Source organism: Legionella taurinensis, assembly GCF_900452865.1.
GTDB lineage: Bacteria > Pseudomonadota > Gammaproteobacteria > Legionellales > Legionellaceae > Legionella_C > Legionella_C taurinensis.
On record NZ_UGOZ01000001.1, the window covers coordinates 1,334,805 to 1,360,580 of the forward strand.

The following is a 25,776-nucleotide window of genomic DNA, read 5'->3' on the forward strand; positions in this document are numbered from 1 at the left end:
ATGACAGCGGATATCCTGTTTGCAAGGCAGCGTCACTTAGGATTTATTACCTTAAACCGTCCGGAAGCGTTGAATGCCCTGACTTTGTCCATGATTAAAGCCATGCAGCACCAGCTACTGCACTGGCAGAAGGATACATCCATTCATGCCATTGTCATTCAGTCAGCGCCTGGAAAAGCCTTTTGTGCCGGCGGCGATGTGCGTTGGCTGTATGAAGCAGGTAAAAGAAAAGATCCGGAGCAAATGCAGTTTTTCTGGCATGAGTACCGCTTAAATCATTTCATTCATCATCTGAACAAACCCTACATTGCCCTGATGGATGGGATAACCATGGGCGGGGGAGTCGGGGTGTCTCTGCATGGCTCCCATCCGGTGGCCAGTGAACGGTTTGTCTTTGCCATGCCGGAAACCGGCATTGGTTTTTTTCCCGACATCGGGGCCAGTTATCTGCTCGCGCGCTGCCCTGGCCAATTGGGTGTTTACCTTGGTTTAACTGGCAACCGCCTGAATGCGGAGGAGGCATTGACCATGCAGTTGGTTAAACAACAGGTGAGAAGCGAGCAGTTTCCGGCTCTATTGAATGCCCTGGAGGAAGCGGATTTGTCAGAGGATGCCTACCGGGGCGTTGACGATTGCCTCAGCCGGTTTGCCGCGCGCAGGGGCAATGCCGAGATCGAAAATCATTTGGCGGAATTGGATCACTGTTTTCGCTACCCTCATGTTGAGGCCATCCTGGATTCCTTGCGGGAAGTTGACAGTGAGTGGACAAAAAACCTCGCGTCCAAGTTGCTGGAGAAGGCGCCTTTAAGTTTAAAAATCACCCTGGAGCAAATCCATAAGGCAAAAAGCCTGTCGATGGCGGAGTGCGTTAAAATGGATTATTGCCTGGTCAGCCATTTCATGACCGATCATGATTTTTACGAAGGGGTGCGGGCGTTATTGGTGGACAAGGACAAGGCACCAAAGTGGCAGCCGGATTGCCTCGAACGCGTCACTTCGGCCAGGGTGGCTGATTATTTTGAATGCGAAAACGCCCTCGAACTGATTAATGAATAAGGGTCAGGAAGGGCCTGATTCAGGCGATTCCGGATCCGCTGGTTCATTCAGGGGGGATAATTTCGCTTCCTCCTGTTGAAGGGTTGATGACATGCCCCTGGCAAAAAAAGCCCCGTGGGTTTCAGCCAGGCTGGGGGAAAGCAACGATTTTAACCAGCGAAGCATGCGGTTGAAGGGATCGTTCTTGCGGTGTGTGGCCAGCATGGCCTGTGCCGTTGTTACCTCGTTACAAAGCTGATGAAGTGTTTTAGCCGGTGCCTGGGGTGTAAGGAGTATGGTAATCATCCGGTTCACCACCTTGCTTTTCTTGGCATGCCATCCATCCGTTGCGTTTTCTTCCTCACCGAGTTCGTCTATTTTGTTTTCCTGTTCGAGGTGTTCTTTATAATCACAGAGGATTTGAATCGCCTTAATCAGCTTGTCCGTGTGCTGAATAATGGACGCCTGTTGTTTTTCAGAAATGGCCTGTTGAAGAGCTTTTCTCGCCTGGTACAAAACGACCACCATCAACTTTTTTTCCTGCAGTGAAAAAGGATTTCCCAGACAGAATTGTTCCAGGTCATCCAGTTTGGATAACTGCGTGAGGAACTGCTTGTGGGCTGCCAAATCCTCGTACTGCAGTGGAATGTGGTGTGCAGGGAAAGAAAACCAGGGTTGGTCAGGGAATAAGTGCATCTGTATGGCTGACACGTTATGCTGTGCAGTATGGCCCTTCACTTCGCTATTTAAAAAACCAAGCTTCTCGGTATGTTCGTAGAGTTTTTTCTGCAGTAAACCCTCAGGCGATAGGTAGAGTTGATGAATCTCAAATAAATAGCGTTGGTTTCCTTCCGTTTCTGTAAACTCATCGCTTAAAATGTGTGCGGCAAGCTCGGGGGCTGCAAAGGCTAAGGCACAACCAATGGAATGTCTGACTTTGTCAAAATCGGACGCTTTGTCAAGGACTACAGCCTCACTGCCAATGATGGCATGATCACGTGATTGACCCTCAACCACGGATTCAAAAAAAGAGGCTTCTTCAATGGTCACGGTTTGAGATGTTGCCTGCTCGCGCGCAGTATCCGGATGATTATAACAAACCAAATCCAGCATGCCGCCCTTGGCGTAATTGGGGCGTTTTTTATCCGCGACATTTAACACGTTCTCGACATGGGTTTTATAAGTCGATTCGCGAGACTCACGATGATTGCCCAAGGGTGCCATGACCAGGCTTTGCATGGCCGGAATGCGCCGGCCTTCCTGCCAACAGTTCGTTGAAGCCTCATCGTCCTGCAATTGATTGCGGGTATTGGCATCAAAACCGGAGATCACCGTATCGGGTAGTTTTCGACACAACTCCTCGTAGCTGGACGCCTGCACGCGTTGTGCCTGATGAATGTTGGCCCAATCCAGCGCCCGCGTTTCTTCGTTAGCTGAATCAAGATGGGCGCTGGTTAAATCCAGGGTAAATTGCTCATCCTTTTTTTGCACAATCAGATGGGAGAAAACACCGCCCTTGTTGTAGGCTGAGCCTGAAATCCGTGCGCCTCGGCGAATGCGAACCTGGTCATCGGCATTTTTTTGAATGGTAACGTCGTGACTATGGATGGCAAGAATCATAATGCCGGTGCGTTTATGAAGCTGGGTTTTCCCTTTGGTGTGCGTGGGCATCCTATGAATGGGGGTGATGGTCAGGTTGTCTGGCAGATTCGCCTGAAGTTCCTCTCGTGTCTTTTGAAAGTGGGCTTCCTGGCAAAAAAGAAACGTAATGTCTGTGTTTTGAGCGGCAGCCTGAATGTTTTGTGCGGCGGCCTCTCCGGGAGTGCCATTGCCGCAATTGGCGGTCAGCGCTTTAAAAGTTAACATGCACATCCTTAAGGGAATTGATACCGGATACCCGGCTATTTTATATCGAGTGACTATTAATTGTACATATGCTTAGTATAAATCCAAAAGAAAACTTCGCCAGACAAGGGATAAATTGTTTGTTCGCGTAATTTCACTTAAAATCCGCAGCATGAATCCATCGCAGGCGAGATTATGACCGATTTTTACCTGGACTTTCGAAAACGAAGGACCTTTGCCATTATTTCCCACCCCGATGCGGGTAAAACCACAGTAACGGAAAAGCTACTCCTGTTCGGAGGCGCCATTCAGCTTGCAGGAACGGTAAAAGGCCGCAAGGCGGACCGGCATGCCACCTCCGACTGGATGGAAATGGAAAAAGAACGGGGAATTTCCATTACCACGTCCGTGATGCAGTTCGTACACAATGATTATGTGATGAATTTGCTGGATACCCCCGGTCACGAAGACTTCTCAGAAGACACCTACCGCACGTTAACGGCTGTGGATTCAGCGCTGATGGTAATCGATGTGGCCAAAGGGGTGGAAGAAAGAACAGTGAAACTGATGGAAGTATGCCGTTTGCGTGATACGCCCATCATGACGTTCATTAACAAACTGGACCGTGAAGGCCGCGAACCCATTTCATTGCTGGATGAGGTCGAAACCGTTCTGGGTATTCAATGCGCACCGGTGACCTGGCCTGTAGGGATGGGTAAACGGTTTAAGGGCATTTATCATCTCTACCAGGACACCGTGTACATTTACCAACCGGGTAAAAACACAGAGAAGCAGCAGGCCCTGGCAATCAAGGGACTGGATAATCCTCAATTGGATGAGCTTCTGGGTGACAGCGCGCAGGAACTTCGCGATGAAATCGAGCTGGTCAAGGGCGCCTCGCATGCCTTTAGCCTTGACGATTACCTTTCCGGGAAAATGACGCCGGTTTATTTTGGGTCTGCGATCAATAATTTCGGAATTAAAGAGCTGTTGGATGATTTTGCCCAATACGCACCCGGCCCCATGCCGCGGCAGGCCACGGAGAGAATGGTGCAGCCAGAGGAAGACAATTTCAGCGGCTTTGTTTTTAAAATCCAGGCGAATATGGATCCGAAACACCGCGACCGTATTGCTTTTTTGCGCATTTGTTCGGGTACGTTTAAACGGGGCATGAAACTTAGCCATCTGCGCCTGAACAAAGAAGTGCAGATTGCCAATGCCTTGACGTTTATGGCAGGCGATCGCTCGCATGCGGAAATGGCCATGGCTGGGGATATTATCGGTCTGCATAATCATGGCACGATCCGTATTGGCGATACCTTTACGCAGGGAGAAACCCTCAAATTCACCGGCATTCCCAATTTTGCGCCGGAACTCTTTCGTTTGGTGCGTTTAAAGGATCCTTTAAAGAGCAAAGCCCTGATTAAGGGGTTGATTGAATTATCAGAGGAAGGGGCGACGCAGGTATTTAGGCCTTTAAACAGCAATCAACTGATTTTGGGTGCCGTAGGAACACTGCAGTTTGATGTGGTGGCTCATCGCCTGAAGCACGAGTATAAAGTGGATTGTGTTTATGAGTCCGTCAATGTCTCCTGTGCCCGCTGGGTTTATGCCGACGATGAAAAGGCCATGAGCGAATTTAAAATCAAAGCGCATGATTATCTGGCATTGGATGGCAGCGATACCCTCATGTATTTAGCACCAACGCGGGTCAATCTGACGATGGCAGAAGAACGTTATCCAAAAATCACATTTTCTGCGACGCGTGAACATTAATGGGATTTCCCCCTCATGGAGGGGGAAGCACGTTTAGGTGGAGCAGGTTGCCTTCACGGTGTGAGGACCATAATTGGTTAATTCCACCTGGGCACCGGAGTCGGCACTGATTTCAATGTGATCCCGGTTGTGGATGGTGATGACGGTTTGTTGCCCTTTAGTGAGCGGCATCCCATTGATTTTACCGGATTTGCTTAATGCCTTGACCAAGATATTATTGCTGGGGTCTTCACTGTGCATGACGCAGGTGGCAGTGACAGTCCAGAAAAAATAATTGGAAAACACTTGCGGGCTATTGGGGGGAAGGTCATATTCCACAGTAATTCCTGGAGCAAGCTCATGATGAGTTGCGGCCAGTGAGGAACCACTGAAGAGGGCACAGGCGGCCAGTAACGTACACGCTGTTTTTTTAAGCATTGTTGCTCCTTGGTGTCAATTCAGGGAGCTAAGATAGCTTTATTTTTATTGTCTGGCAAATAAATCGGCACACCGAATGGAAGAGGGGCATCTGTGCAGGCTCAAAGAAAGCTCGGATCAATTAACCCATTGCAGCCGCAAGCCCACTCACAGAGATGTCAGGAAGAAAAGACCGTCGAGAGCTCCATTTCGTCTGCTACCCATTCCATTTTCGTGCATTGCCTGCGATTGTTAATAATATCAAGTTGTCGATGTGCCCGGCTCTCTTCAAAAAAATTCTGGCGCCTTCTTTCCTGGCGTTCTGCTTTAGAGTGATCACTGCAGGGACGGCGGGTGGATAAATAATGCAAATAAAATTTTGAGGATGCAGTGGATCCCTCTTCGTTAATCTCCTGCTCTCTGGTGCGAGGAACGGTGGATTTAACTTGAGCGACAGGCAACCAATTGGAGCCCATGATGGAAAATAATTCTCCATTTTGGGCGGCTGAAGTCAAACTGCCCTGGTAATAATGGATACGATTTTCCTGAATTGCAGGCAAATTACTCTGAATCAATTGGGCCAAGGCATGGTTTTTTTCCTTGCTTCCACAACAGTACAGGTGAAGGTCCTGAATTTTGTAGTGAATAAAAAGAAAATCACTGCTAAAGCGCATCGCGGTCTCTTCCATGGAAATGCTCTCGCTGACATCGAGATTACTGTGGTTATACAGCTTCAGTTCATCACTGGAGGAACCATGGGCACAGAGATAGATGGCAGTGGAGGGAGGAATTGCATCATAGTCAATCTCGTCCTGATAAAAGATCACCTGAATTGTGTTGCCAAAATGGTAGACGTGATTGTTTACCCACGCATTCATTCCCGACGCTAAGTCTCCGGCACTGTTTCTAGGAAAAGGTACATACAAAATTATCATAACAACACAACCAAGATGAGCATGGCTTAAAATTGTACTACATGTACCTTAACGAAAACTTATCTCAGTGCATTTCCTCCAGTGCTTTAGCTATTGATTCCGTCATGACTTTGGCATCGCCAAACAACATGTAGGTGTTGTCGCGGAAGAACAAATCATTATCAACGCCAGCATAACCTGCTGATAAGCTGCGCTTGACGAACAGGACAGTCTTTGCCTTTTCGACTTCGAGAATGGGCATGCCGTAGATGGGAGAATTAGGATCGGTTTTGGCCGCCGGATTGGTAATGTCATTCGCGCCAATAACAAAGGCCACGTCGCAGGTTGAAAAATCCCGGTTAATCTCACTTTGTTCAAACACACGATCATAGGGAATGTTGGCCTCAGCGAGCAGAACGTTCATATGCCCAGGCATACGCCCAGCCACCGGATGAATGGCGAAACGGACGCGGATATCGCTTTTCTCAAGGGCGTCCACCAGTTCTTTTACCGCATGCTGGGCATGGGCCACGGCCATGCCGTACCCGGGAACAATAATCACGTCTTTGGCATTGCTGAGTAAGAACGCCGCGTCTTCACCATTGGCCTGACGTACGTTCTGGTTTTCGTGCCGGCTCGCCGCCAGCGCGCTGTCGCCGCCCTGCAAGCCGCCAAAGATGACGTTGATAATGGAGCGGTTCATGCCCACGCACATGATGTAACTTAAGATAGCCCCGCTTGCCCCCACCAATGCGCCGGTGATAACCAGCAGATGGTTGCTTAACGTAAAGCCAATACCGGCTGCCGCCCAGCCTGAGTAGGAGTTCAGCATGGAAATCACCACCGGCATATCCGCACCGCCGATGGGAATAATCAGCAACACACCAATTAAAAAAGACAATAGGGCCATGACGATGAACACATGAACGGATTGAGTGGCTATAAACACGCCCAGCAAGGCGACAATCGCCAGACCAATGATTGCATTCACAATACCCTGTCCGGCAAATCGCACCGGTTGACCGGACATCAAACCCTGTAATTTAAGAAAAGCAATGATGGAGCCTGAAAAGGTAATAGCACCGATAATCAGGCCCAGACTCATCTCAACCAGGCTGGTTTTTTCAATGGCACCGGGAGAACCGATGTGAAACGCCGAAGGCGCAAGGTAGGCGCAAAAAGCGACCAGTACGGCTGCAAGACCCACCAGTGAATGGAAGCCGGCGACCAGTTGCGGAATGGCTGTCATGTTGATTTTCAAGGCGATAAGGGTGCCGATGAGTCCGCCAGCAATAATCAGGCTGATAAGCAGCAGATGATGGTTAATTGAAGGCATCATCAGGGTTGACCCCACGGCGATAATCATCCCCAAAATACCCAGCATGTTGCCGCGACGTGAACTGGAAGGACTGGCAAGCCCTTTGAGTGCCAGAATAAAACAAACGGCGGCAATCAAATAAAAAAATGAAATAAGCGTAGTCATGGCACTGTCCTCTTACTTTTTATACATGCGCAGCATGCGTTGCGTCACGACGAAACCGCCGAAGATATTGATAGCCGTGATAAAAATGGCCAGGCCGCCCAACACGGTAATGGTCCCGGTCATACGGATGCCTGTGGCAATCAGTGCCCCAAGGATAATGATGCTCGAGATCGCATTGGTGACGGACATGAGAGGCGTATGCAGTGCGGGCGTGACTTTCCAGACCACATAATAACCAACAAAACAGGCCAGCACGAAAATGGTTAAAATGGCCACATAGGCATTGCTTAACGAACTGACTTCAGGCATTGATGGCCTCCTTGGTCTCAGTGGTTTGAAAAGGAAAATAGCGGCCTTCATGCGTTAATGTGGCCTGTTTCACAATCTCGTCTTCGGCATTGAAGGTCAAGGCATCCGGTGAGGTCACCAACAATTTCAACAGATTGACCACGTTGTTAGCATAAAGCTCACTGGCTGTGGCTGGAATGAACCCGGCTAAGTTACTGTAACCTACAATCGTAACGCCTTGATGATGAATCACTTCATCCCGCTGGCTGAGTTCGCAGTTTCCACCCCGCGAGGTGGCAATATCGACAATCACAGAGCCCGGTTTCATCTGGTTAACGGTTTCTCGGGTAATCAGCACTGGTGCCGGACGCCCCGGTATCAAGGCAGTCGTGACCACAATGTCAGCTTGTGTGGCGTATTGATGAATCAGCTCTGCCTGTTGTTTTTTATATTCCTCGCTCATTTCCCGGGCATAACCGCCGCTGGTTTCACTGTCTTCATCCGTGCTGACTTCAATGAATTCAGCGCCGAGGCTTTCAACCTGTTCCTTGGCGGCGCGACGAACGTCGAACGCATAGACTACCGCACCCAGGCGTTTGGCCGTGGCAATGGCCTGCAAACCAGCGACACCGGCACCAAGGATCAGCACTTTGGCGGGGTGAATCATGCCGGCTGCGGTCATCATCATCGGAATGGCACGATTAAAATGGGCCACGCCCTCAAGAACCGCCCGATAACCGGCCAGGTTGGCCTGCGATGATAAACTGTCCATGCTTTGTGCCCGACTGATGCGGGGAATAAGATTCATTGAAAACGCAGTAATGGATTGTTGCTGGCACCACTGCATTAAGGGGCTCTCGGGTTCATTATCGAAAGGCGCTATTAACAGCGCATTTCTTTTTAATTGCGGCAGGTCAGCCGGCGACGGCACGCTGACGCAGGCCAGAATATCGGCCTCCTGCAAGAGAAGGGCGCGATCACTGACAATCACGGCACCCGCTTCCTGATAGGCGCTGTCGGTAAAACCACAAGCGGCCCCAACGTTCTGCTCACAGTGAACGGTCAATCCCAATTTCTGGTAGTGTTTGAGACTATTGGGGGTAATGGCCGCACGAGTGTCCCTTGCATGTTCGTTTAAAGCGACAATAATCATGGTAATGTCCATTTCACCTGCGATAATTTATCGTATTGCAATCCATTTGATTTTGCTAGTTTTTTGCGAATAAGTAATTTTACCCGCAATGGACCTTCCCCCAAAACAGGTAATAATTACGCTTGTCGCGGCAACCGGTTTTGCTTAATTTACCGGGTATGTCGCAAGTCCAGTTTTCGCTTATGGGGATACTCTGCTTTTTTGCAGGCATTGCGTTTTTTTATTCGCAATCGCTTTATGCACTCGTCGTTGTTTTTTTTGGTTTACTGTTTAAAGCCGGCTGGGGAATCCTTGTCTGGTTTCTGGCGGCCTGCCTTTGGTCGTGGCTTCATCAGCATGCCATCGCAGAAAAAAACATGCCACTGACGCCCGTGATACAGCAGGCCCTGATTAAAGGAACGGTTGTTTCCATTCCTGCGGTTCACACGGATAAAACCCAGTTTCAGTTGGCATTAACGGCGATTAACGGTCAACCGGCCAAGGCATTAATGCTCTTAAATTGTTACCAACGTTGTCCCGAGGTGCATGCGGGACAAGGCTGGCAATTCCATGCCAAGTTAAAACGCCCGATTAATCTTCGTAATCCAGGTGCTTTTGATTACCGGCGTTGGCTGACGGCGAGGCACGTGACGTGGACAGGCTATCTGAAACCAGGCCAATCCCTGTTGATCAAGGAGGCGCCAGCGGACAAACTGCTGGTCTGGCGGGAGCGGTTGGCAGCTAACCTGACGCGCAGTATTCCTAAAGGCGAGGAGTTGGGCATTGTTCAGGCGTTGACTCTGGGCGTCACTCATCAGATGGGTTCTGAGTCATGGGATTTGTTTCGCCGTACCGGGACCACTCATTTAATGGTTATTTCGGGTGCGCACATTGGGTTGGTGGCCGGATTTTGTATGGGGATTACGCAATGGCTATGGCGGCGTTGGGGGCGGTTATGCCTTTTTTGTCCATCACAGCAGGCCGGCAGTCTGGCTGGCATGCTCGCGGCGTTCAGTTATGCCTTGCTGGCAGGCTTTGGTGTACCCGCACAGCGTTCGCTGGTCGGGACGGTGCTGTTGTTGTCACGCTATTGGTTAAGCCGACAGTTTACTGTCTGGCAGGCCTGGCGGTATGGGTTGTTTCTGGTGCTTTTGTATGAACCCCATGCCGTCCTGTTGCCCGGTTTCTACCTGTCGTTCATGGCGGTGGCAGTGTTGATTATCACGCATCGCCGCTATGGGTTGACCGGTATAAAACAAACCCTGGCGCTGCAACTGGCCTGTCTGGCCGGATTGATGCCCGTGACTCTGTATTGTTTTGGTTATGGGGCGATCAATGGGTTGCTGGCTAACCTGTTGGCCATTCCCTTGGTCAGCTTTGTTCTGGTCCCTTTATCGCTGATTAGTTTGATTATCAGCAATGTTGTTTCCTCCTCCTGGTTGATGATGCCGGTTATTGGCACCACTAAACTGCTCTTGCTTTATTTGCGCTGGATTGATTCGTTTGCCATGGTCAATCTGCAGGTTGGTATTCAGGAAATAAGCACCGTGGTGATCCTGCTGTTGGTCCTGGGACTCTTGCTGGTGCTGCCTTTAAAATTAATCTGGCCCGCCTTGTTTTGCATGCTGTTGGCGGTGTGGGTTCCCAAACCGTCGCGTCTTGAACGGGGCGAGGCCCGTATTGACGTGCTGGATGTGGGGCAGGGGTTGGCCATTGTGGTCAGCACCCGGGAGCATTACCTTATCTACGATACCGGTATGAAATTTTTCCATGGCAGTGACATGGGAAAACTGGCTGTTATTCCTTACCTTCAGGCCATGGGCATTCCCCGCATTGATAAAATCATCATCAGTCATCCTGATTTGGACCATCGGGGAGGGCTTGAGTCAATCGAGGAACAGTATCCTGGTGCGGAGTTGCTGGTGGATCGGGTTGATTTTTATCATCGCGGACAGACGTGCCACCACTACCCGGATTGGGAATGGGATGGCATTCAATTCCATTTTTTTCCTGTGCTGCAGCAGTTTAATGACAAGAACAACTCCTCCTGCATCCTTCAGATTAGCCGAAAGGGGCAGCACGTTTTACTTACCGGCGACATTGAGAAAAAGGGGGAGGACTATCTGGTACAGAGGTACTCTGGCAGGCTTCAGGCCGCGGTGCTGGTGGTGGCCCATCACGGCAGCAAAACCTCGTCCTCGCCAGCGTTCATCAATCAGGTTAAACCCCGTTTTGCGATAATCTCCGCCGGGTTTGATAACCGGTATCATTTTCCTCATGCGCAAACATTAACCACACTGGAGCAGGCAGGAAGTCAGGTGTTGAATACCATGGCTTGCGGTATGGTTCGTCTCTCGCTGCAGAAAGGGAAGGGGCTGGAACCCGTGTGCTGGGAGCGTGAGGCAGGTTAATTATTGTCCATCAGCAGATCTTATTGACAATAAATTGAACATAAGTTAGTCTATGCGCACTTGCTAAAAAGGGTGTTTTTAAATGAATGTCGCTGTTCGTTTTATTGGTAGTGTGCTGTTTCTGGGTGTAAGCCTGACCGTAAGTGCCCAAATTCCTGAGTGTCAAAAAGGCCACTGCTTGGCTGTTGTCGATGCTGGCAGCACCGGATCGCGTGTCCACATTTACGCCTACGATTTGGATAATACCAATACCCCGATTAACATCAGCGAAAAGTGGAGCAAAAAAATCAAACCGGGTTTTGCCACACTGGACGCCAATCAAGCCACTATAGATGGCTATTTAACCACTTTGTTTTCCGGCGCTCCGGAGTCGTCACTGCCGGTTTATTTTTATTCCACCGCCGGCATGCGTTTATTGCCGCAGCCCAAGCAGCAGCAATTGTATGGGTACCTGCAAAACTGGTTTGGCCAACAATCGCAATGGCAATTGCAAAGTGCTAAAACCATTACCGGCAATGAGGAAGGACTTTACGGATGGTTATCGGTGAATTACCAACTGGGTAATTTTAAAAATACCGCTCAAAACACCGTGGGTGTGATGGACATGGGCGGCGCTTCGGTTCAGATAACGTTTCCTGTTCATGGCAAGGGAAATATCGCACCCGTGGATTTACAGGAGTTTACCCTTTACGGCCAACATTATTCACTCTTTGTGCACAGTTTTCTTGGATTAGGGCAAACTGAAGTGTCGCATCAGTTTCTCGATTCCGCCAGTTGTTTCATCACCAATTACGAATTACCGGACGGCATTCCCGCTCAAGGTGATGCCTACGCCTGCGAGGGCGAAGTCGCACCTTTGTTAAACAGTGTCCACCATGTCAATGAAGTTGTACAGCCTGTGTTGTCTGCCAATCCGGTCAAAGAATGGTATGGTCTCGGCGGGGTCGTGGAATTGGCGAAAAGCAAACCCTTTGTCTTTAACGCGAATGAATTCAACAATCAGAGTCTGATTGCGCAAGCCAACAGCGATTTCTGCCAACAGCAGTGGTCAACCATTAATTCACAATACCCCAACAACGAATACGTTTACGGCTATTGCCTGTTCCCAGCTTACTATTACGCGCTGATGGTCGATGGTTACGGATTACAACCCGAGCAACCCATTCATTACCTAAGCGCCGACCAAAGCGGCGACTGGACACTGGGCGTAGTCTTGCATCAAAAAGCGTAAGCACAGACCCTCAGGGAAGAGGGATAAATCCATCACCGAATATTGCACCAATCGCAAGCCAAAGATATACTTTCCCCCACTGCCGTTGTAGCTCAGTCGGTAGAGCAATTGATTCGTAATCAATAGGTCCGCGGTTCGATTCCGCGCAACGGCATAGTAAAATCAATAAGTTAGCGAATAAAATTTAAATTTTCAAATTTTTAGTGGGTACTTATGATAAAGTGTATAATGGCTTTATCCAAGCAAACTATAGGGTTGGGGTACAGCAACCAAAATTTTTCAAATTGCTGTAATAAATATATATAATTATTTCTATTAATAAGAGGAGTGACGGCCTTTGCCTCCTCGCATATGACGGCTTTTAACTTGTCATTGTGAAAATAATCATATTTTTCAAGAGATTGTGAACAATTTGTTGTGACGGGTAAGTGTGACGGCTTTGTGATGGCTTTCTTTTGAACAAAATAGTCTGTTAAAGCGAATGAACACTCCAAAATCAGCTGTTGTTTTTCGCATTTAAATTGGATTAGGCCAGCTTGTGCAATTCCTGCAAGAGCTCGCCTAATCTGTGCACGAGAAATAATAGTGCCTTTAATCCCTCGTTGAGGCTCAACAGAAAGCTGGTCGGCAATAAATTGATAGCTAATGGAATGATCTGCGCCCACAATCCCTGTCTTTTTATTCATATAGGGTTTAATTCCTCGCAGGTAAACCAGTTGTTGCAGATGAGGTAATCCCTTTAGGGCTGCTAATTCATCATGATTAATAACGAAGTCCATCGCTCGTTTCTTCCTTAAAAACAGTAGGCTTCTAGCTCGTTCTGTGTTATTTTTTGATAATAACGTGGAATATTGAAGCTCTATTCGAAATTATAAAATACTCATATTGAGTATTTGTGGTTACAAATTACCACAAATGGAGTTGCTGTCAATATCTAAATTCTTTTTTTTGAAAGGCTTGATTGCGAAATGGATATGAACATCAAAGAAAAAATTGGCCAGCGTATAAAACAAGAGCGTTTGGCAAAAAAGTTAACTCGCAAAGAACTGGCAGACCTGACTGAAAACCTAAAAATCTCCAGCATCAACAATTATGAGCGTGGTGATAGAACACCAGGACCCAACGAAATAAAACAACTTGCCAAGGCTTTAGAGCTTTCACCTGCGTTTTTAATGTGTTTGTCGGATGATAGAGAAGGTAAAGCCAAGAAGATTCCAGGTGCTGGTACCTTAGTGCCTGTATTGGATTATAAACAGGCTTGTGATCCTGCCTTCTACATAGAGCAAATTAAAAGCGGCAATTATTCGGACAAGGTTGATTTCATTCCACTTAGTGCAAAACTAAGTGAGCGTATTGGGGTAAATGCCTTTGCTTTGGTGGTTAAGGATGAGAGTATGGTGCCCGAGTTTCGGATCGGGGATGTGATGATTATTGATCCTGAAGCTTTAGCCATGCCCAGTGATTTTGTTGCTGCGAAGCTTGATTCAGATGTTGAAATTATTATTCGCAAATATAAACAATTGTCTGCTTCAAAAATAGCTCCAGAATTTGAATTGGTTGCATTCAATGAGGATTGGGCTAATGTTCACGTCAAAACTAAAATTAAAGCAGAGATTATCGGACCTGTTATTCAGATTCAGAGGTGTTTCCGTAATATTTATTAGGATTGAAAATGGAATTAGAAAACCTAAATACTTTCGAAAGTCAGGATGAATTTAATAGAAAAATTATAGCTAATAATTTGAATATACTATTGTCTAAATTATCTATTTCACCTATGGTTATTGACGGTGGATGGGGGATAGGAAAAACCATATTTTGCAAAAAATTAATCAATCTTATCAAGGAAAATAATACTGAGAATATTTGTATTTATTTTGATGCTTTCAAGGCAGATCATACTAATGAACCTTTGTTAGCCTTTTTTGCTTCTATATCATCTTTTTTACCCGGGAAATCTGTACAAAAATTTAAAGAAATTACTATTCCTATTTTAAGAGTCATAACCTTAGGAATAGCTAAAGCTGCGGCTTCTCATTTTACTGGAAAATACGCAGATGAAATGATGCAGAATATAGCCAATGTTGCTGAGGATTCCACTACTTCCTATCTTAATTCATTGTTCGAAAGCTATACTCAACTTGAACAGAACATCAAATTATTAAAAGATAAGCTCAAAGAAATTGCTGAACAAAATCCTTTGTATATATTTATTGATGAATTAGATCGATGTCGCCCCGATTTCTCGATAGCAATGATTGAGATAGTGAAGCACTTATTTGAATTGGATCAAATTAAATTTATTTTTGTCGCTAATCTTGATCAAATAAACTCCGCATTACAGCATAAATATGGTCTTTCCAATCCTAATGAGAAAACATATTTAGATAAATTCTTTAAATATCAATTTAAATTGTCTCCGGATTCTAAATTGGAATCTGTTCATAATTCTGAAAAACATTTCGAAAATAAACTTAAAGAAAGTAATTATGAGGTGGTCAAATCAATGGTTTCTGATAGGATGGATTTTTTCAAGAGAATGATTGTTGGAAACAATCTTTCTTTAAGAGATGTTGAAAAATTAATTTTATATATTGAGATAGATCATGTGCTTGTTAAAAATGAAACCAAGTATGTCGATAATGATGATTTATATATTCGATTTTTTTGTATTTTTTTGATTTCAACTAATAACACGGCATATGAAGAAATTGAAAGAGGTGAAATAAATGGGATTAAACTTTCTAAAATTTTAGGAGTTGCTCCTGAGACTTTACAAATTAATACTTATTCATTAGATACTAATGAAGAGCTGGCCAATTTTTTTCTATGTAATTCAAAAGATCATCAGTTTACACAAAACATTAATAAAGCAAAAAATTTCCAGCTAAGTATTAATGATTTTAAGAAAAGATTTAATTCTCATCTGCATCGTTTTAAACTAATGAACGAGTTAAAATGAGTATTTATTACTTAATTTAACTCGTAAGAAATTCCTTTCCCTAGTCAATTTAATCATTAAGAGGATTTTGATCGTTTGAAATATCCGTAAACTTGATGCGTGATCAATTCATCGAAGTCAACGGTATCGACTCCCTATCAAAATAATAAAAATACAAACTGACAGGATCACTATTAAACGCATTCTCAGCAATATAATATTGCGAGCTTCCGGAACGAGAGCCGGATTGATCAATAGCACTCGCCACACATAAATAGGAGTCGTTCTCTTTGGTAATTTTCCAATATTGAGCGGTCAATAAAAGTGGTGTATCGGGTTTAACTGCTGGATTAACCGAGAAATTGGCTGCAGAGGTTAATTTAATGCGATTACTATTAATGATGAGATATCCCTCGTTATTGCAGGTTATTGAACCAAATTTTTGATGATTGTAGGTAAGTTCATATTTCTCCTCACAACCCGCTTCAACAGTTTGCTCGACTCCTGGTGCATCCAATTCTTCCATCGAAATTGAATTATTTGCAGGCTCAGCATTTTTGCAGGATTGCAATATTTCAATTGAAGGAGTAGCCCAGGCGAAGGGAACCAGTAAAAAATTGGTGATAATTAAATAATTACGTATTAATGACATTGTTTCGCTCCTCGAGCATGGATGAATTGGGAAGTATATTTCCAAAATATAGTTGAGCCATAGGCTGCTGTTGATTCATAGGCATAATTGTAAACCCCATGGGTCGAATGCCGATGTTTCGGTGGTGGTTCTGGTGTGTGGAAAATATTATGCTCAGGACTTGTATATGTAAAGCCCGCTCGGTATTTATCGTGTTTTTTACCGTCACTTTTCAAATCATTCCCATCCCAAAAGCAACCTCCGTTCGCGTAATCAATACCATGATTCAAGGCATTGGCAGCTGCTTGGTAAGCTATGGTATAATTTGGATCATCTTCAGGAGCGCACATAATTAATCGATATCGCTCATTTTGCTTCCTGGCTGCTTGAGCAAATTTAGGGAATTTTTCTACCAATTCATTTATGGTAGAGACATCCCAAGAATCCCTGCGTCGGACGATGGCATTAGCAATAGCTGCTATTTCTTCATAATTATTAGTACGAGCTTCTCCATAGGCTATTGCAGCGAGCAACTTAATTTCAGAAACGTCTTTCGGATCGGCTAAGCAGGAAAAGTTTGGTCGGGAACAAGTACTTTTATCCTCCGATAATTTCCAACTCGCATCAGGGCAAGTATTAAAATCGTTGCAGGCACTCCAGGGATTGAAGTATGAAATTGTTCCATCAGCGCAATACCACGTGGTTGTGCCAACAATCATTTGACGTGGTCAACCAAATTTGTACACTCCAGTTAAGCCACTTTTTTCAATAGCCCCCAATAGTGGTTTTCAAATTGATTTGGGCTTTGATAATCCAAAGACGAATGTAATCTTTGATTGTTATAAAAGATAGTAATGTAATCGAGGATATCCTGCTTTGCCTCCTTCCGGGTTTGATAATTACGCCAATGTACTCGCTCGTCTTTCAAGCGACCGAAAAAACTTTCAGCAACGCTATTGTCCCAGCAGTCACCTTTTTTGCTCATGCTGCCCACTAGACCATATTGATTGAGAAGGTCACGATATTGTTTACTGGCATATTGTGAGCCTCTGTCGGAATGCACAATAAGGCCTGAACTTGGATTTCTCTGCCAAATGGCCATTGTTAATGCATCACAAACCGTATCAGTCTTCATTCTCGAACTCATGTTCCAACCCACTACTTTCCGAGAAAACAAATCAATCACCACGGTCAGGTATAACCAGCCCTCATGGGTTGAGATATAAGTAATATCGGACACATAGGCACGATTGGGCTCATTGACCTGAAACCTCCTGTTTAACACATTATCAAAAACAGGTTGCTTGTGATTGCTGTTTGTTGTCACTTTGTATTTCTTTTTATATCGAACAAAAATACCAGCCTCACGCATCAAACTACGGGTTTTTCTTCGACCAACCGGATAACCAAGAGCATTCAGTGCTTTCCTTATCCTGCGATTTCCATACGAGAACTTGCTGGATTCCGAGATTTTTTTAACCCACTCCAATAGCTCTTGATGTTCTGGTTCATTGTTCGGGTTTGTTTGTTTCCGCTTTTGATAACTATAGTATCCAGAAGGAGTAACGCCCATGAGGTGGCACATCATGCCAACCGGCCAGGTCTTCTTGTGTTGGGCGATAAACGAATATTTTATTTCGCTTCTTTCGCAAAGAAGACCGTGGCTTTTTTTAGTATTTCTTTCTCCATTGTCAGCCTTCTGACTTCTTCTCGTAACTGGCGAATCTCAAGTTGCTCTTCCGTCAATTTACCATTTCCACGAAAAGCATTTTCATTATTCTCTGCTGCCTCTCGAATCCAGCGACTCAAAATATTCGAATTAATTCCCAAGCTCCTGGCAGCGTCTAAACATGCGTATCCTTGTTCAGTTACTAAGCTAACCGCATCCAGTTTAAATTCCTTTGTATATTTTCTTCTTGTAGACATTGTGACCTCCAATTAAGCAAATTATCTCTTAACTGGTATGTCCAAATCAATTGAACCACATCAAACTGCCATTGTGCTAGCTCTTCTCTCAGTATTTCAAAGTCAGATAAATCTGTAATAACATAAAATTCTTCAAGATCTGTTTTTTGCGATCGTTCTACTTTGCCGTTTAAATGGGGTGACGCTGGCTTATTTGGCCTAAATTTAATACCTAATTCCATCATTTTCAGCTGAACTTTTTCGGCAAAAAACTCTAATCCTCTATCCGTTTGAATACGCTGTATTGGAAAAGGGAATTGCTCAAGAACCAAGTCTAAAAAATGTAATGTATTTGTTGCTGTACGGCGTTTGTAAATCTCTAGCACACGCCAACGAGAACAATCATCAACAGCAGTATATTGATAAATTCCTGGGGCTATTTTGCAGGTATCCATTTGGATGCGATCACCAGGAATAGGACGACTATAACGCTTAAATTTCTTTTTCCGCTTAAGTTTTTTTATTGGTTGTGTTTTGTTGCTAGTTAACGCTTTATGGATGCTAGCTAAAGAAAGTGGACAATTGTGTAATCTAATCAATTCAGTTTGAATACGCCTAGCGCCCAGATTACGGCTGATACGCAGCTCAAGAATTAGTTGAGTCAGTTCTGAATTTAACTTTTTACTCGGTGACAAATGAGGTTTTTTGCTTTGATCATTTAATCCATCGATACCAGCTTCTAAATAACGCTTGTACCACTTCCTCAATGTAGGGCGAGAGATACCACATTTACGACAAACATATCCTGCATCTTTAGTTTCAAGATATGACCTATCCCCCAAAAATAAGCCCATGACAAAGATGAGAAATCCATTAAAATTGTGACAATGGAGAACTCAAAATGAAAAGACGTTACAGCGAAGAGCAGATAATCAAAGCAATCAAAGAGCATGAGGCTGGCGCTAAGGTTGGTGATATCTGTCGTAGTATGGGGATAACAAGCGGTTGCTTCTATAATTGGCGTAGCAAGTATGCGGGCTTAGAGGTCAACGAAGCGAAGCGCTTACGCGAGCTGGAATCAGAGAACCAGAAGCTGAAAAAACTTCTTGCAGAAAAGCTACTGGAGAATGAAGCGCTAAAGGACGTTGTTTCAAAAAAGTGGTAAAGCCCACCAGTAAGAAACGTGTTGCAAAGCATTTGGTAACTCACTTTAAGCTCAGTGAGCGAGTTGCCTGCAAACTGGTTGGGCTAAGTCGCACGGCGTACCGCTACCTAAAGAAAAAACGCTCGGATGATGGGTTGAAAGCACGTATGAAAGAGTTGGCCGTTCAATATCCTCGTTATGGCTATTTGTTGCTGCATAGCTTGTTACGAAGAGAAGGTTTAGTTCAGAACAAGAAGCGCACCTATCGGATTTACCTTGAGGAAGGTCTGCAGATTCGTACTAAAACACGAAAAAAACTCCAACGTCCTCGCTTGATTATGGATGTGCCAACTCAGAAGAACAAGCGTTGGTCGATGGACTTTGTCTCGGACCAATTGGCGAGTGGTCGTCGTTTTCGTGTATTGAACGTCATTGACAATTTTAACCGCGAACTGTTGGGGCAACTTGTTGCACTCTCTATTTCTGGACAACAAGTTACACGCTTTTTAGAACAACTTGGTGAAGAGCGCGGTTACCCTGAACAGATTGTCTGTGACAATGGCACCGAATTTACCTCTAAGGCTATGTTTTTCTGGTCTAAATCAACCAATGTACGGTTGAACTTTATCCAGCCTGGCAAACCAACACAAAACGGTTTCGTTGAAAGCCTTAATGGGAAATTCCGTAACGAATGCCTCAACCAAAATTGGTTTAGAACATTGGAAGAGGCGCGTTTTGAAATTGGTAAATGGCGGCATCATTACAACCATGTGAGGCCACATAGTGCATTAAATTATTTTCCACCAGTGGACTTTGCTCAACAGGTGGCTTAATGTTGGTTTTCTCATCGAGAAACTGGTACTAATTGAGGGGATAGGTCAGATATAGATTTACCCAAGTTAATCTAGCTTTAATTGGCTGTTTCATAAGGCGGGTAAATCTATCAATTAATTGAAACGATGTCTATGAATCACACACTTAATTATTAGGATATTATTCTTTTTGTTTTTTCATTTTAGCTATGTTGTTTAATTTTTCAATATGTTGTTTTCTTTTCTCTTTCATAATGTATGCCTCACCAAATAGCACTTCGATAATTTCGATCAATGCTTGAGCCTCTTCTGGCCTCACATCTATTATAATATTTACGTCCTCCTTCATGTGTGCACCAATATTCTCCATTTCTCTTATATTATGAAGTGACAGCAGCAATTCAGGGTCTATTTTATCTAATTCTTTGATGGCCTCAATTTCGTCATACAGATTTTTTTTATTTTGATGCCCCAGAAATCTCTAATAATTCCCTGTATACATCTTCTCGATAAAGTCGCTGATGCTTTTGGACTTTTTAACTTAATGGAACATGCTTCTATATAATCATCTCTTAGCTGTTGAGGTATATATTCTGGAAAAGATTTAGCATCACACTCAGGGGTTAACTGGAATTCTCCAACCAAAATTTTTTGAGGAAGTGATTGCGCTGAGAAAAGCTTAAAGGGTCAGGGCTTGAATTGTGAATTTATCAATATTCACAATTCAAGCCCTGACCCCGTAGCTGCTTTTGCCAAACGCTTAGCAAAAAGCAAGGTTTGACCCTCGACTCATTACAAATTGTATACAGATATTAGATTAATATTTATACACAATTTTTAAAGACAGTAAATTAATGCATATTTGTTAATATTATCTTTTGACAATTCATAGTCACAATAGACTTAACAGTTTCGTCAAATTCACTTAAAAATTCTTCATAATCATGTTTAGATATTTTATTACACTGTCCCTTATCCCATAGTTTTCCACTACCATGTTTCGGATAAAGATTATGAGGTTTTTGAGAAATTTTTATTAAGTTATCAAACCTCATTTTCTCTAAGTGTTAAAACAAGTGTTAAAATTTATTGTTATCAGTTAAAAAGTCCAAAATTGGATGTTTCAGGGTTGAGCTGTCGACTGGTTATCTCTTGATCGATTGATTCCCGAATTTTTTGTAATGCAGATAATACAGATGACTCCTCTATATGATTTTCAGGTGCAGAATTCATTTTTATTCTTAATAGCACTTCATTAATCTGTTCCTCCACATAGGTTTGGAGTTCATTTAACGCTTGTTTACTTGCATTGCGTATTCTAATCATTAGAGCATCTTGCCCAACTGTTAATATTAGAGGTTTATTCACACGTGTTACAAATTTCATTGAGCTCCCTAATTTGATAAAAAATAAATACAATTATCACACAAGAATAAATTGGGATCAATATGGTTAAAAAATAATCATTTGTGGTAGGGCATGCCTTCCTGGATGTACCCCAATTAGTTTAATAATCGGAATTCATCTATTTACCTAGAGGGTCTAGTCTTGCTCGCTGGCTCAGTCAGTTCAGGATGAAATTGAATCTTACCTGAAATAAGGTCGAATTGAGCATGGATTTTTGTGTGTTCAATGTGAATCTTGCCATGGTGACGTGGTCAACTAAAATGTTACACCCCAGTTAAGCAACTTTCATTAAAAAATCGCTCTGTTTTTCAAATTGATTTGGGTTTAAGTATCCCAAATATGAATGTGATCTGTGGCTGTTATAGAACATGGTGATGTAATTCAGAATGTCCTGTTGAGCTTCCCATCGGTTTGATAATTTCGCCATTGAACTCGCTCTTGTTTTAAGCTGCCAAAGAAGCTTTCAGCAACGTTGTTATCCCAGCAATCACCTTTTAAAAAATAAGGAGTACCGTGAAGCCTCCAACAAGCGATCCATGCATTCTTCTTGTGGTGTCGAAAGGATTGTAGTGACCTCTGAGCCAGTAACCTTCAAAATTTAACGATAGTCATTTTGATTAGAATGAAACCTGGCTAAAATTACTCATCAAATCGATAATTTAATCCTATTTTAAGCAAATTGGCGCAAAAGTTTGTTGTAGTCGAAAAAGGGCTAATAAGAGATTGTTCTGGTATACCAAAACCACCTTGTGTATTAAAAATAGAGCTTGTCGTTTTTATCGATGGTATGTCAATGTATAGATATTCAAGATTCACCGACGTGTTCTTAAATGCCGCAACCTCAATGCCTGCGCCTACGGTCCAGCCAATCTGGTTCTGAGTTGATTCACTTTCACCTGTCCCCAACAAAGAGGAATTATCACTAAAATTATTGCTCACTTTAAGTTTTGTCATAGCCATTCCACCAGTCAGGTAAAGGAGGCTAGGATATTTCAGCATTCGTTGATAACCCAATTTACCACGAAGCGTAAATAACCAATTAGTGTGCATCGATGTGTCAATAGAATACTGATCGGAATTATTGGGATAGGTGTTATTTACTACACGAGATGAACTCAATGGTAATGAGCCATAATCCAAAGCAATACCATAGGTCATTTGTTTCCAAATCCAATCATGTCCCATTTGGAAACCAATAATCATCGCATTGGGTTCCTTTTGCCATCCGCCAGCATTAGTTACTGCATTGATATCAGCAGATGTTGTGAAATAAGAGGTATTGGTTACAGTCCCAGCATTAGTGGAAACATGATTATTTCCAAACCCCCCGCCTAGATAAACACCTGCATAAGGACCTAACCAAGGAAGAGAGTTTGCTAATACGGGAGTTGATATTGAAGAAAAAGATACAAATACATAGCATAAATTTCGTTTACTAATAATTGACACTTTACACGAGTCCTTTCATTTTACTTGCAATAGTGTATCCTGCTAGACGCTCCAATAAAAGGGATGTTATCATGAAACTATTGAAGTTTTTTTTATTAAACCTATTTTTTCCTTTCTTTACATCTACATTTGCTCAAACCAATTTTTCTGGATTTATAACAACGCGTGACTCATTAAATATAACCAGTAATGAATCCACTTCAAATGTCAGTTTGCAAAATAATCGGAATTCAGCCACAACTGTCTATGGGCTGTACGTTCGGCAATATGCTTATGTTATGCCGGGGCAAAGCTGTAATAATGCAACAATCATTTACCCAGCTACAGATAATATTACAGCTGGTGCATTTCTCACGCCTACTGTAATTCGCCCAGGGAGAAGAGCCGCTATTGGCAGCAATTATCTATATAATATGCTTTATGAGGCTATTTATTATGAAAATATTATCATTCCTTTATCTCCCCCTGGATGTGCACTACCTGGTTGTACATGGGGGAGCGATACAACGCAATACAATTGGTGCATTTATTTAGGTGCGTTGGCACCCGTTTCTACTTCATCAGGTTATACATCCACCGTACCGCCCTCAGCTGATTCAGCATCCAGTTCCGGTCTTTATAATTATAATTTAATAAGCAACTATATTTATCTTGGTCCCATTGCTTGTAATGATAGAACTCTTACGTGCACTGTAGCGAATCAACAAATTCAACCATTTTCTTAATACAAGGGATTATTAACATGATTAAGGTAAAGAATTATTTGCTATGTATGCTTAGTGGGATTTCGTTGGTAACAAGTGTGTATGCAAAAAATACAGATCCAAATGATTATGCCCTCATGACCGTTAGCGACATACAAAGCTCAGGGCTATCAAATATTACCATAACAAACAAAATGGGTGCGCCGGTCGCGGTATCGGGGTTATTTATTGCAAGTTTTGACATCAATGATTGTTCGATGTGTTTTGGTAGTGTTGTATCTGGAGACAACCTTGGCGGGGCCGTCGTTTCCCCCCTTACTTTTAAAGCGAATCAAACACTTCCCATTGGACAAAATTATTTATATAACATGCTTTATAATGGCATTTATTATATTAAAAATACGGTAGGCTCTTCACCATGCTCCTTACCAGGGTGCTCCTGGCCCGGTGATGATCCAAATGTTCGGGGGTGGTGTGTTACTATTAATGTTATTTCTCCAAATGCTAGTTACACGTACTCGAATTACAGGAATGGCTCGAACCCACCAGCAAATACACCTGCCTACTCTAGCGCAGGAAACTCAATACCGTTTGATTATAAGTATGATTTAATAGACCCTAGTACACTAGGCATTGGAAATGCTTGTCTCGGCCCAATTACTTGTAATGATAAAACCTTAACTTGTAAAGTGGCTACTTCTCAAAATGAATCATTTCAGCCTTATAGTTAAACCTGTGCTGCACCGATGTGGAAGAATCAACAATGACCCAGTTGAGAAATGGATAGGTTTTACCTGATAAAAAAACTATAGCACCATTATTTAATTGGCTCTTCTAAGTCAAGTTAAGTTTTAGATTATCGATGATGCAACCAAGACTCCAATTCGTACCGTACAACAGGAACATCCTGGTTCTATAGTTGGCTGCCTAAGATCTTTTTTAAGAGTCACGTTTAGCTTGAGCAGCAAGTAGGATTTTAAACCTGCCTGCTCTCCTAATACCCAATTATTTTTTTATACATCTGGGGCTTTGCGAAGGGACACGTTAAAAGTACTACTAATCTCACGTATTTTCTTAATATGCTTGCTAATCGCTTATGAAAGAATCGCTTACTGTAAATTCGGTAAAGAGGCAACAGGAACAGTTCTATAGAGGCCGCTATAGGGAAGAGTATTGAGGACAATACAAATGCAAATACAGCTGCAAGCCGTCGATATTTTATATTCATTTTAAGTCGTTGTAATTTAGTGCAGTACGTTCTAAACAGTAGGGTACGAAGTTTAAAATGTTCCCCCGTTATTTCTTCAAAGACGACTGCTTTTTTTGACCTTATCATTTTTGCCCCTTTCTTAAATGCAGCAAAGAAAAAGGCAGCATCCCCACCACCTGATAAGGCATACGATTCATCAAAGCGTAGAGCTAAGCCATCAGGATGAATTAAGGATGCGGAAAACAAAACACCACCTGTACCGCACGTTTGTAATGCTCTTGCCCGCGTTTTTTCTTCGTCACGGATGGGTTCTAATGACGGCGTGTAGGCCTGATCGACGTACGTCAAATTCATAGATACCACAGAGGCATCGTGTTCTTTCATCCATGAATAGGCCCACTTGAGGGCTTGTTTGTCGGCATACTGATCATCATCAAAAAAGCATACCCAATCGGCTTTGTGGGATAAGGCCTCTTCCAATGCCGCATTTCTGGCAGTGGATATACCGCGCCTGGCCTCATGCCTGTACACCACAGGAAAATTTGTCTTGCTTTGAAAGCGTTCGACTAACGATTGGTTGTTAGGGGATGATTCATTATCTACCACAATGAATATTAAATTCCAATCGTCTAGACACTCCTGCTGAATCAACGATAAAAGGCAACGCTCTAACATTTGGGGGCGCATGCAGGTACAGACACAAACCGCGATTGTTTCACTCATACTTTGGTATTTGTAGTTTGAATAGGGGGTAAATTGAGATGACAAAATAGCATCATGCCCTTGTTGTCGCAAATGCTACTTAATTGGATGGATGGATTCTTTGGGCAAATAACCCAACCGCAATCGAAAAATGAAGCTTATTTCAATGACGTCTTTTTTACGGGAAACCCGGTTTTTCAGTTCAGGTTCTGAAACGATAAACGTATTCATGCCGAAACGTCATTTGTCTGGCTGGGATAGGTGCGTACGTTCAGCATAATCTTTGGAGCAGGGCATCGTCTTTACTTCATCTACCATTTATTCCCTGGCATTATCCAGTGGGTAGCCATCCGTTTGTTC

At 43.6% G+C, this 25,776-nt stretch carries 24 protein-coding genes, 1 tRNA gene and 2 pseudogenes; 10 read left to right on the forward strand and 17 right to left on the reverse strand.

What is annotated here, in order from left to right:
- Complete coding sequence (locus tag DYE45_RS06225) at positions 1-1,056, forward strand: enoyl-CoA hydratase/isomerase family protein (RefSeq protein WP_115300613.1); 1,056 nt, start codon at positions 1-3, stop codon at positions 1,054-1,056.
- 3 nt (positions 1,057-1,059) lie between these two features.
- Here the strand turns inward: DYE45_RS06225 and DYE45_RS06230 are convergent, their stop codons facing one another.
- On the reverse strand, positions 1,060-2,901 hold the full coding sequence (locus tag DYE45_RS06230) for a hypothetical protein (protein ID WP_115300614.1): 1,842 nt from the start codon (positions 2,899-2,901) through the stop codon (positions 1,060-1,062).
- Between the two features lie 174 nt (positions 2,902-3,075).
- On the opposite strand from DYE45_RS06230, the gene DYE45_RS06235 reads away from it, so the two are divergent.
- Positions 3,076-4,656, forward strand: a complete 1,581-nt coding sequence (locus DYE45_RS06235; RefSeq protein ID WP_115300615.1) for a peptide chain release factor 3 — start codon at positions 3,076-3,078, stop codon at positions 4,654-4,656.
- Between the two features lie 33 nt (positions 4,657-4,689).
- Here the strand turns inward: DYE45_RS06235 and DYE45_RS06240 are convergent, their stop codons facing one another.
- The 5 genes from DYE45_RS06240 to DYE45_RS06260 all read right to left on the reverse strand — a co-directional run bounded on the left by DYE45_RS06240 (position 4,690) and on the right by DYE45_RS06260 (position 8,890).
- Positions 4,690-5,073: a hypothetical protein gene (locus DYE45_RS06240; RefSeq protein WP_108295049.1), complete on the reverse strand. Its 384-nt coding sequence runs from the start codon at positions 5,071-5,073 to the stop codon at positions 4,690-4,692.
- Positions 5,074-5,231: 158 nt separating this feature from the next.
- Positions 5,232-5,930, reverse strand: coding sequence for a hypothetical protein (locus DYE45_RS06245; protein ID WP_108295047.1), 699 nt, complete (start codon positions 5,928-5,930; stop codon positions 5,232-5,234).
- A 121-nt stretch (positions 5,931-6,051) separates the two neighbouring features.
- Complete coding sequence (locus DYE45_RS06250; RefSeq protein ID WP_108295045.1) at positions 6,052-7,449, reverse strand: NAD(P)(+) transhydrogenase (Re/Si-specific) subunit beta; 1,398 nt, start codon at positions 7,447-7,449, stop codon at positions 6,052-6,054.
- Positions 7,450-7,461: 12 nt separating this feature from the next.
- On the reverse strand, positions 7,462-7,758 hold the full coding sequence (locus DYE45_RS06255) for a proton-translocating transhydrogenase family protein (RefSeq protein WP_108295043.1): 297 nt from the start codon (positions 7,756-7,758) through the stop codon (positions 7,462-7,464).
- Positions 7,751-8,890: a Re/Si-specific NAD(P)(+) transhydrogenase subunit alpha gene (locus DYE45_RS06260; protein WP_108295081.1), complete on the reverse strand. Its 1,140-nt coding sequence runs from the start codon at positions 8,888-8,890 to the stop codon at positions 7,751-7,753. Before DYE45_RS06260 ends, DYE45_RS06255 begins: the two co-directional genes overlap by 8 nt.
- 122 nt (positions 8,891-9,012) lie before the next feature.
- Between DYE45_RS06260 and DYE45_RS06265 the strand changes: the two genes are divergently transcribed.
- From DYE45_RS06265 to DYE45_RS06275, 3 genes are all read left to right on the forward strand, one after another.
- Positions 9,013-11,280 carry a DNA internalization-related competence protein ComEC/Rec2 gene (locus tag DYE45_RS06265; RefSeq protein WP_115300616.1) on the forward strand — a complete coding sequence of 756 codons (2,268 nt, stop codon included), beginning with the start codon at positions 9,013-9,015 and terminating at the stop codon, positions 11,278-11,280.
- 82 nt (positions 11,281-11,362) lie between these two features.
- Positions 11,363-12,511: an acetate and sugar kinases/Hsc70/actin family protein gene (locus tag DYE45_RS06270; RefSeq protein WP_108295039.1), complete on the forward strand. Its 1,149-nt coding sequence runs from the start codon at positions 11,363-11,365 to the stop codon at positions 12,509-12,511.
- Positions 12,512-12,592: 81 nt separating this feature from the next.
- A tRNA-Thr gene (locus DYE45_RS06275) sits at positions 12,593-12,665 on the forward strand.
- 46 nt (positions 12,666-12,711) lie between these two features.
- On the opposite strand, the gene DYE45_RS06280 is transcribed toward DYE45_RS06275, so the two are convergent.
- Positions 12,712-13,290, reverse strand: a complete 579-nt coding sequence (locus DYE45_RS06280; RefSeq protein WP_115300617.1) for a hypothetical protein — start codon at positions 13,288-13,290, stop codon at positions 12,712-12,714.
- A gap of 195 nt (positions 13,291-13,485) precedes the next feature.
- Here DYE45_RS06280 and DYE45_RS06285 point away from each other — a divergent pair, with 195 nt between their 5' ends.
- Both DYE45_RS06285 and DYE45_RS06290 read left to right on the forward strand, forming a co-directional pair.
- Positions 13,486-14,175: a helix-turn-helix domain-containing protein gene (locus DYE45_RS06285; RefSeq protein ID WP_115301070.1), complete on the forward strand. Its 690-nt coding sequence runs from the start codon at positions 13,486-13,488 to the stop codon at positions 14,173-14,175.
- An 8-nt stretch (positions 14,176-14,183) separates the two neighbouring features.
- Positions 14,184-15,473, forward strand: coding sequence for a KAP family P-loop NTPase fold protein (locus DYE45_RS06290; RefSeq protein WP_115300618.1), 1,290 nt, complete (start codon positions 14,184-14,186; stop codon positions 15,471-15,473).
- 103 nt (positions 15,474-15,576) lie between these two features.
- Here DYE45_RS06290 and DYE45_RS06295 read toward each other — a convergent pair whose 3' ends face one another.
- The 4 genes and pseudogenes from DYE45_RS06295 to DYE45_RS06310 form a co-directional block, all read right to left on the reverse strand.
- Positions 15,577-16,104 carry a hypothetical protein gene (locus tag DYE45_RS06295; RefSeq protein WP_115300619.1) on the reverse strand — a complete coding sequence of 176 codons (528 nt, stop codon included), beginning with the start codon at positions 16,102-16,104 and terminating at the stop codon, positions 15,577-15,579.
- Complete coding sequence (locus tag DYE45_RS14890; RefSeq protein WP_115300620.1) at positions 16,095-16,802, reverse strand: hypothetical protein; 708 nt, start codon at positions 16,800-16,802, stop codon at positions 16,095-16,097. Before DYE45_RS14890 ends, DYE45_RS06295 begins: the two co-directional genes overlap by 10 nt.
- A 32-nt stretch (positions 16,803-16,834) precedes the next feature.
- Positions 16,835-18,009 (reverse strand): IS3 family transposase gene (locus DYE45_RS06305; RefSeq protein WP_108349036.1). Its coding sequence is split into 2 segments (ribosomal slippage): positions 16,835-17,757 and positions 17,757-18,009, totalling 1,176 coding nucleotides; the frame shifts between segments, so codons are not numbered across the junction.
- Positions 18,010-18,074: 65 nt separating this feature from the next.
- Positions 18,075-18,842, reverse strand: a pseudogene (locus DYE45_RS06310) (DDE-type integrase/transposase/recombinase); the annotation flags it as partial.
- 47 nt (positions 18,843-18,889) lie between these two features.
- Here DYE45_RS06310 and DYE45_RS06315 point away from each other — a divergent pair.
- A protein-coding gene (locus tag DYE45_RS06315; RefSeq protein ID WP_115300371.1) for an IS3 family transposase occupies positions 18,890-19,965 on the forward strand; the annotation gives its coding sequence in 2 pieces (ribosomal slippage) (positions 18,890-19,139 and positions 19,139-19,965; 1,077 coding nt in all).
- 160 nt (positions 19,966-20,125) lie between these two features.
- On the opposite strand, the gene DYE45_RS14825 is transcribed toward DYE45_RS06315, so the two are convergent.
- The 4 genes and pseudogenes from DYE45_RS14825 to DYE45_RS06335 all read right to left on the reverse strand — a co-directional run bounded on the left by DYE45_RS14825 (position 20,126) and on the right by DYE45_RS06335 (position 22,800).
- The gene (locus tag DYE45_RS14825; RefSeq protein WP_207393854.1) at positions 20,126-20,419 is read right to left on the reverse strand and encodes a DUF4145 domain-containing protein; all 294 of its coding nucleotides are present in this window, start codon (positions 20,417-20,419) and stop codon (positions 20,126-20,128) included.
- A 620-nt stretch (positions 20,420-21,039) separates the two neighbouring features.
- Positions 21,040-21,330 (reverse strand): hypothetical protein, encoded by a 291-nt coding sequence (locus DYE45_RS06325; protein ID WP_108291989.1) that lies wholly within the window; start codon positions 21,328-21,330, stop codon positions 21,040-21,042.
- A gap of 295 nt (positions 21,331-21,625) precedes the next feature.
- Positions 21,626-21,846 (reverse strand): annotated as a pseudogene (locus tag DYE45_RS06330) (IS3 family transposase); the annotation flags it as partial.
- Positions 21,847-21,990: 144 nt separating this feature from the next.
- On the reverse strand, positions 21,991-22,800 hold the full coding sequence (locus tag DYE45_RS06335; RefSeq protein WP_108291987.1) for an outer membrane protein: 810 nt from the start codon (positions 22,798-22,800) through the stop codon (positions 21,991-21,993).
- A 71-nt stretch (positions 22,801-22,871) separates the two neighbouring features.
- Here DYE45_RS06335 and DYE45_RS14585 point away from each other — a divergent pair, with 71 nt between their 5' ends.
- Together DYE45_RS14585 and DYE45_RS14590 are read left to right on the forward strand one after the other, a co-directional pair.
- Positions 22,872-23,525 carry a hypothetical protein gene (locus DYE45_RS14585; protein ID WP_133138141.1) on the forward strand — a complete coding sequence of 218 codons (654 nt, stop codon included), beginning with the start codon at positions 22,872-22,874 and terminating at the stop codon, positions 23,523-23,525.
- 17 nt (positions 23,526-23,542) lie between these two features.
- Positions 23,543-24,235, forward strand: a complete 693-nt coding sequence (locus tag DYE45_RS14590) for a hypothetical protein (protein WP_133138142.1) — start codon at positions 23,543-23,545, stop codon at positions 24,233-24,235.
- 263 nt (positions 24,236-24,498) lie between these two features.
- Here DYE45_RS14590 and DYE45_RS06340 read toward each other — a convergent pair whose 3' ends face one another.
- Both DYE45_RS06340 and DYE45_RS14895 read right to left on the reverse strand, forming a co-directional pair.
- Positions 24,499-25,437 (reverse strand): glycosyltransferase family A protein, encoded by a 939-nt coding sequence (locus tag DYE45_RS06340; RefSeq protein WP_115300621.1) that lies wholly within the window; start codon positions 25,435-25,437, stop codon positions 24,499-24,501.
- A 75-nt stretch (positions 25,438-25,512) separates the two neighbouring features.
- Complete coding sequence (locus DYE45_RS14895; protein ID WP_256594889.1) at positions 25,513-25,647, reverse strand: hypothetical protein; 135 nt, start codon at positions 25,645-25,647, stop codon at positions 25,513-25,515.
- Positions 25,648-25,776: the final 129 nt, after the last annotated feature.

Excerpts from the sequence above, each read along its gene's own strand:
- DYE45_RS06225 (WP_115300613.1), top strand. The coding sequence starts at position 1 with ATGACAGCGGATATCCTGTTTGCAAGGCAGCGTCACTTAGGATTTATT.
- DYE45_RS06230 (WP_115300614.1), bottom strand. The coding sequence starts at position 2,901 with ATGTTAACTTTTAAAGCGCTGACCGCCAATTGCGGCAATGGCACTCCC.
- DYE45_RS06235 (WP_115300615.1), top strand. The coding sequence starts at position 3,076 with ATGACCGATTTTTACCTGGACTTTCGAAAACGAAGGACCTTTGCCATT.
- DYE45_RS06240 (WP_108295049.1), bottom strand. The coding sequence starts at position 5,073 with ATGCTTAAAAAAACAGCGTGTACGTTACTGGCCGCCTGTGCCCTCTTC.
- DYE45_RS06245 (WP_108295047.1), bottom strand. The coding sequence starts at position 5,930 with ATGAATGCGTGGGTAAACAATCACGTCTACCATTTTGGCAACACAATT.
- DYE45_RS06250 (WP_108295045.1), bottom strand. The coding sequence starts at position 7,449 with ATGACTACGCTTATTTCATTTTTTTATTTGATTGCCGCCGTTTGTTTT.
- DYE45_RS06255 (WP_108295043.1), bottom strand. The coding sequence starts at position 7,758 with ATGCCTGAAGTCAGTTCGTTAAGCAATGCCTATGTGGCCATTTTAACC.
- DYE45_RS06260 (WP_108295081.1), bottom strand. The coding sequence starts at position 8,890 with ATGATTATTGTCGCTTTAAACGAACATGCAAGGGACACTCGTGCGGCC.
- DYE45_RS06270 (WP_108295039.1), top strand. The coding sequence starts at position 11,363 with ATGAATGTCGCTGTTCGTTTTATTGGTAGTGTGCTGTTTCTGGGTGTA.
- DYE45_RS06280 (WP_115300617.1), bottom strand. The coding sequence starts at position 13,290 with ATGGACTTCGTTATTAATCATGATGAATTAGCAGCCCTAAAGGGATTA.
- DYE45_RS06285 (WP_115301070.1), top strand. The coding sequence starts at position 13,486 with ATGAACATCAAAGAAAAAATTGGCCAGCGTATAAAACAAGAGCGTTTG.
- DYE45_RS06290 (WP_115300618.1), top strand. The coding sequence starts at position 14,184 with ATGGAATTAGAAAACCTAAATACTTTCGAAAGTCAGGATGAATTTAAT.
- DYE45_RS06295 (WP_115300619.1), bottom strand. The coding sequence starts at position 16,104 with ATGTCATTAATACGTAATTATTTAATTATCACCAATTTTTTACTGGTT.
- DYE45_RS14890 (WP_115300620.1), bottom strand. The coding sequence starts at position 16,802 with ATGATTGTTGGCACAACCACGTGGTATTGCGCTGATGGAACAATTTCA.
- DYE45_RS06325 (WP_108291989.1), bottom strand. The coding sequence starts at position 21,330 with ATGAAATTTGTAACACGTGTGAATAAACCTCTAATATTAACAGTTGGG.
- DYE45_RS14585 (WP_133138141.1), top strand. The coding sequence starts at position 22,872 with ATGAAACTATTGAAGTTTTTTTTATTAAACCTATTTTTTCCTTTCTTT.
- DYE45_RS14590 (WP_133138142.1), top strand. The coding sequence starts at position 23,543 with ATGATTAAGGTAAAGAATTATTTGCTATGTATGCTTAGTGGGATTTCG.
- DYE45_RS06340 (WP_115300621.1), bottom strand. The coding sequence starts at position 25,437 with ATGAGTGAAACAATCGCGGTTTGTGTCTGTACCTGCATGCGCCCCCAA.
- DYE45_RS14895 (WP_256594889.1), bottom strand. The coding sequence starts at position 25,647 with ATGAATACGTTTATCGTTTCAGAACCTGAACTGAAAAACCGGGTTTCC.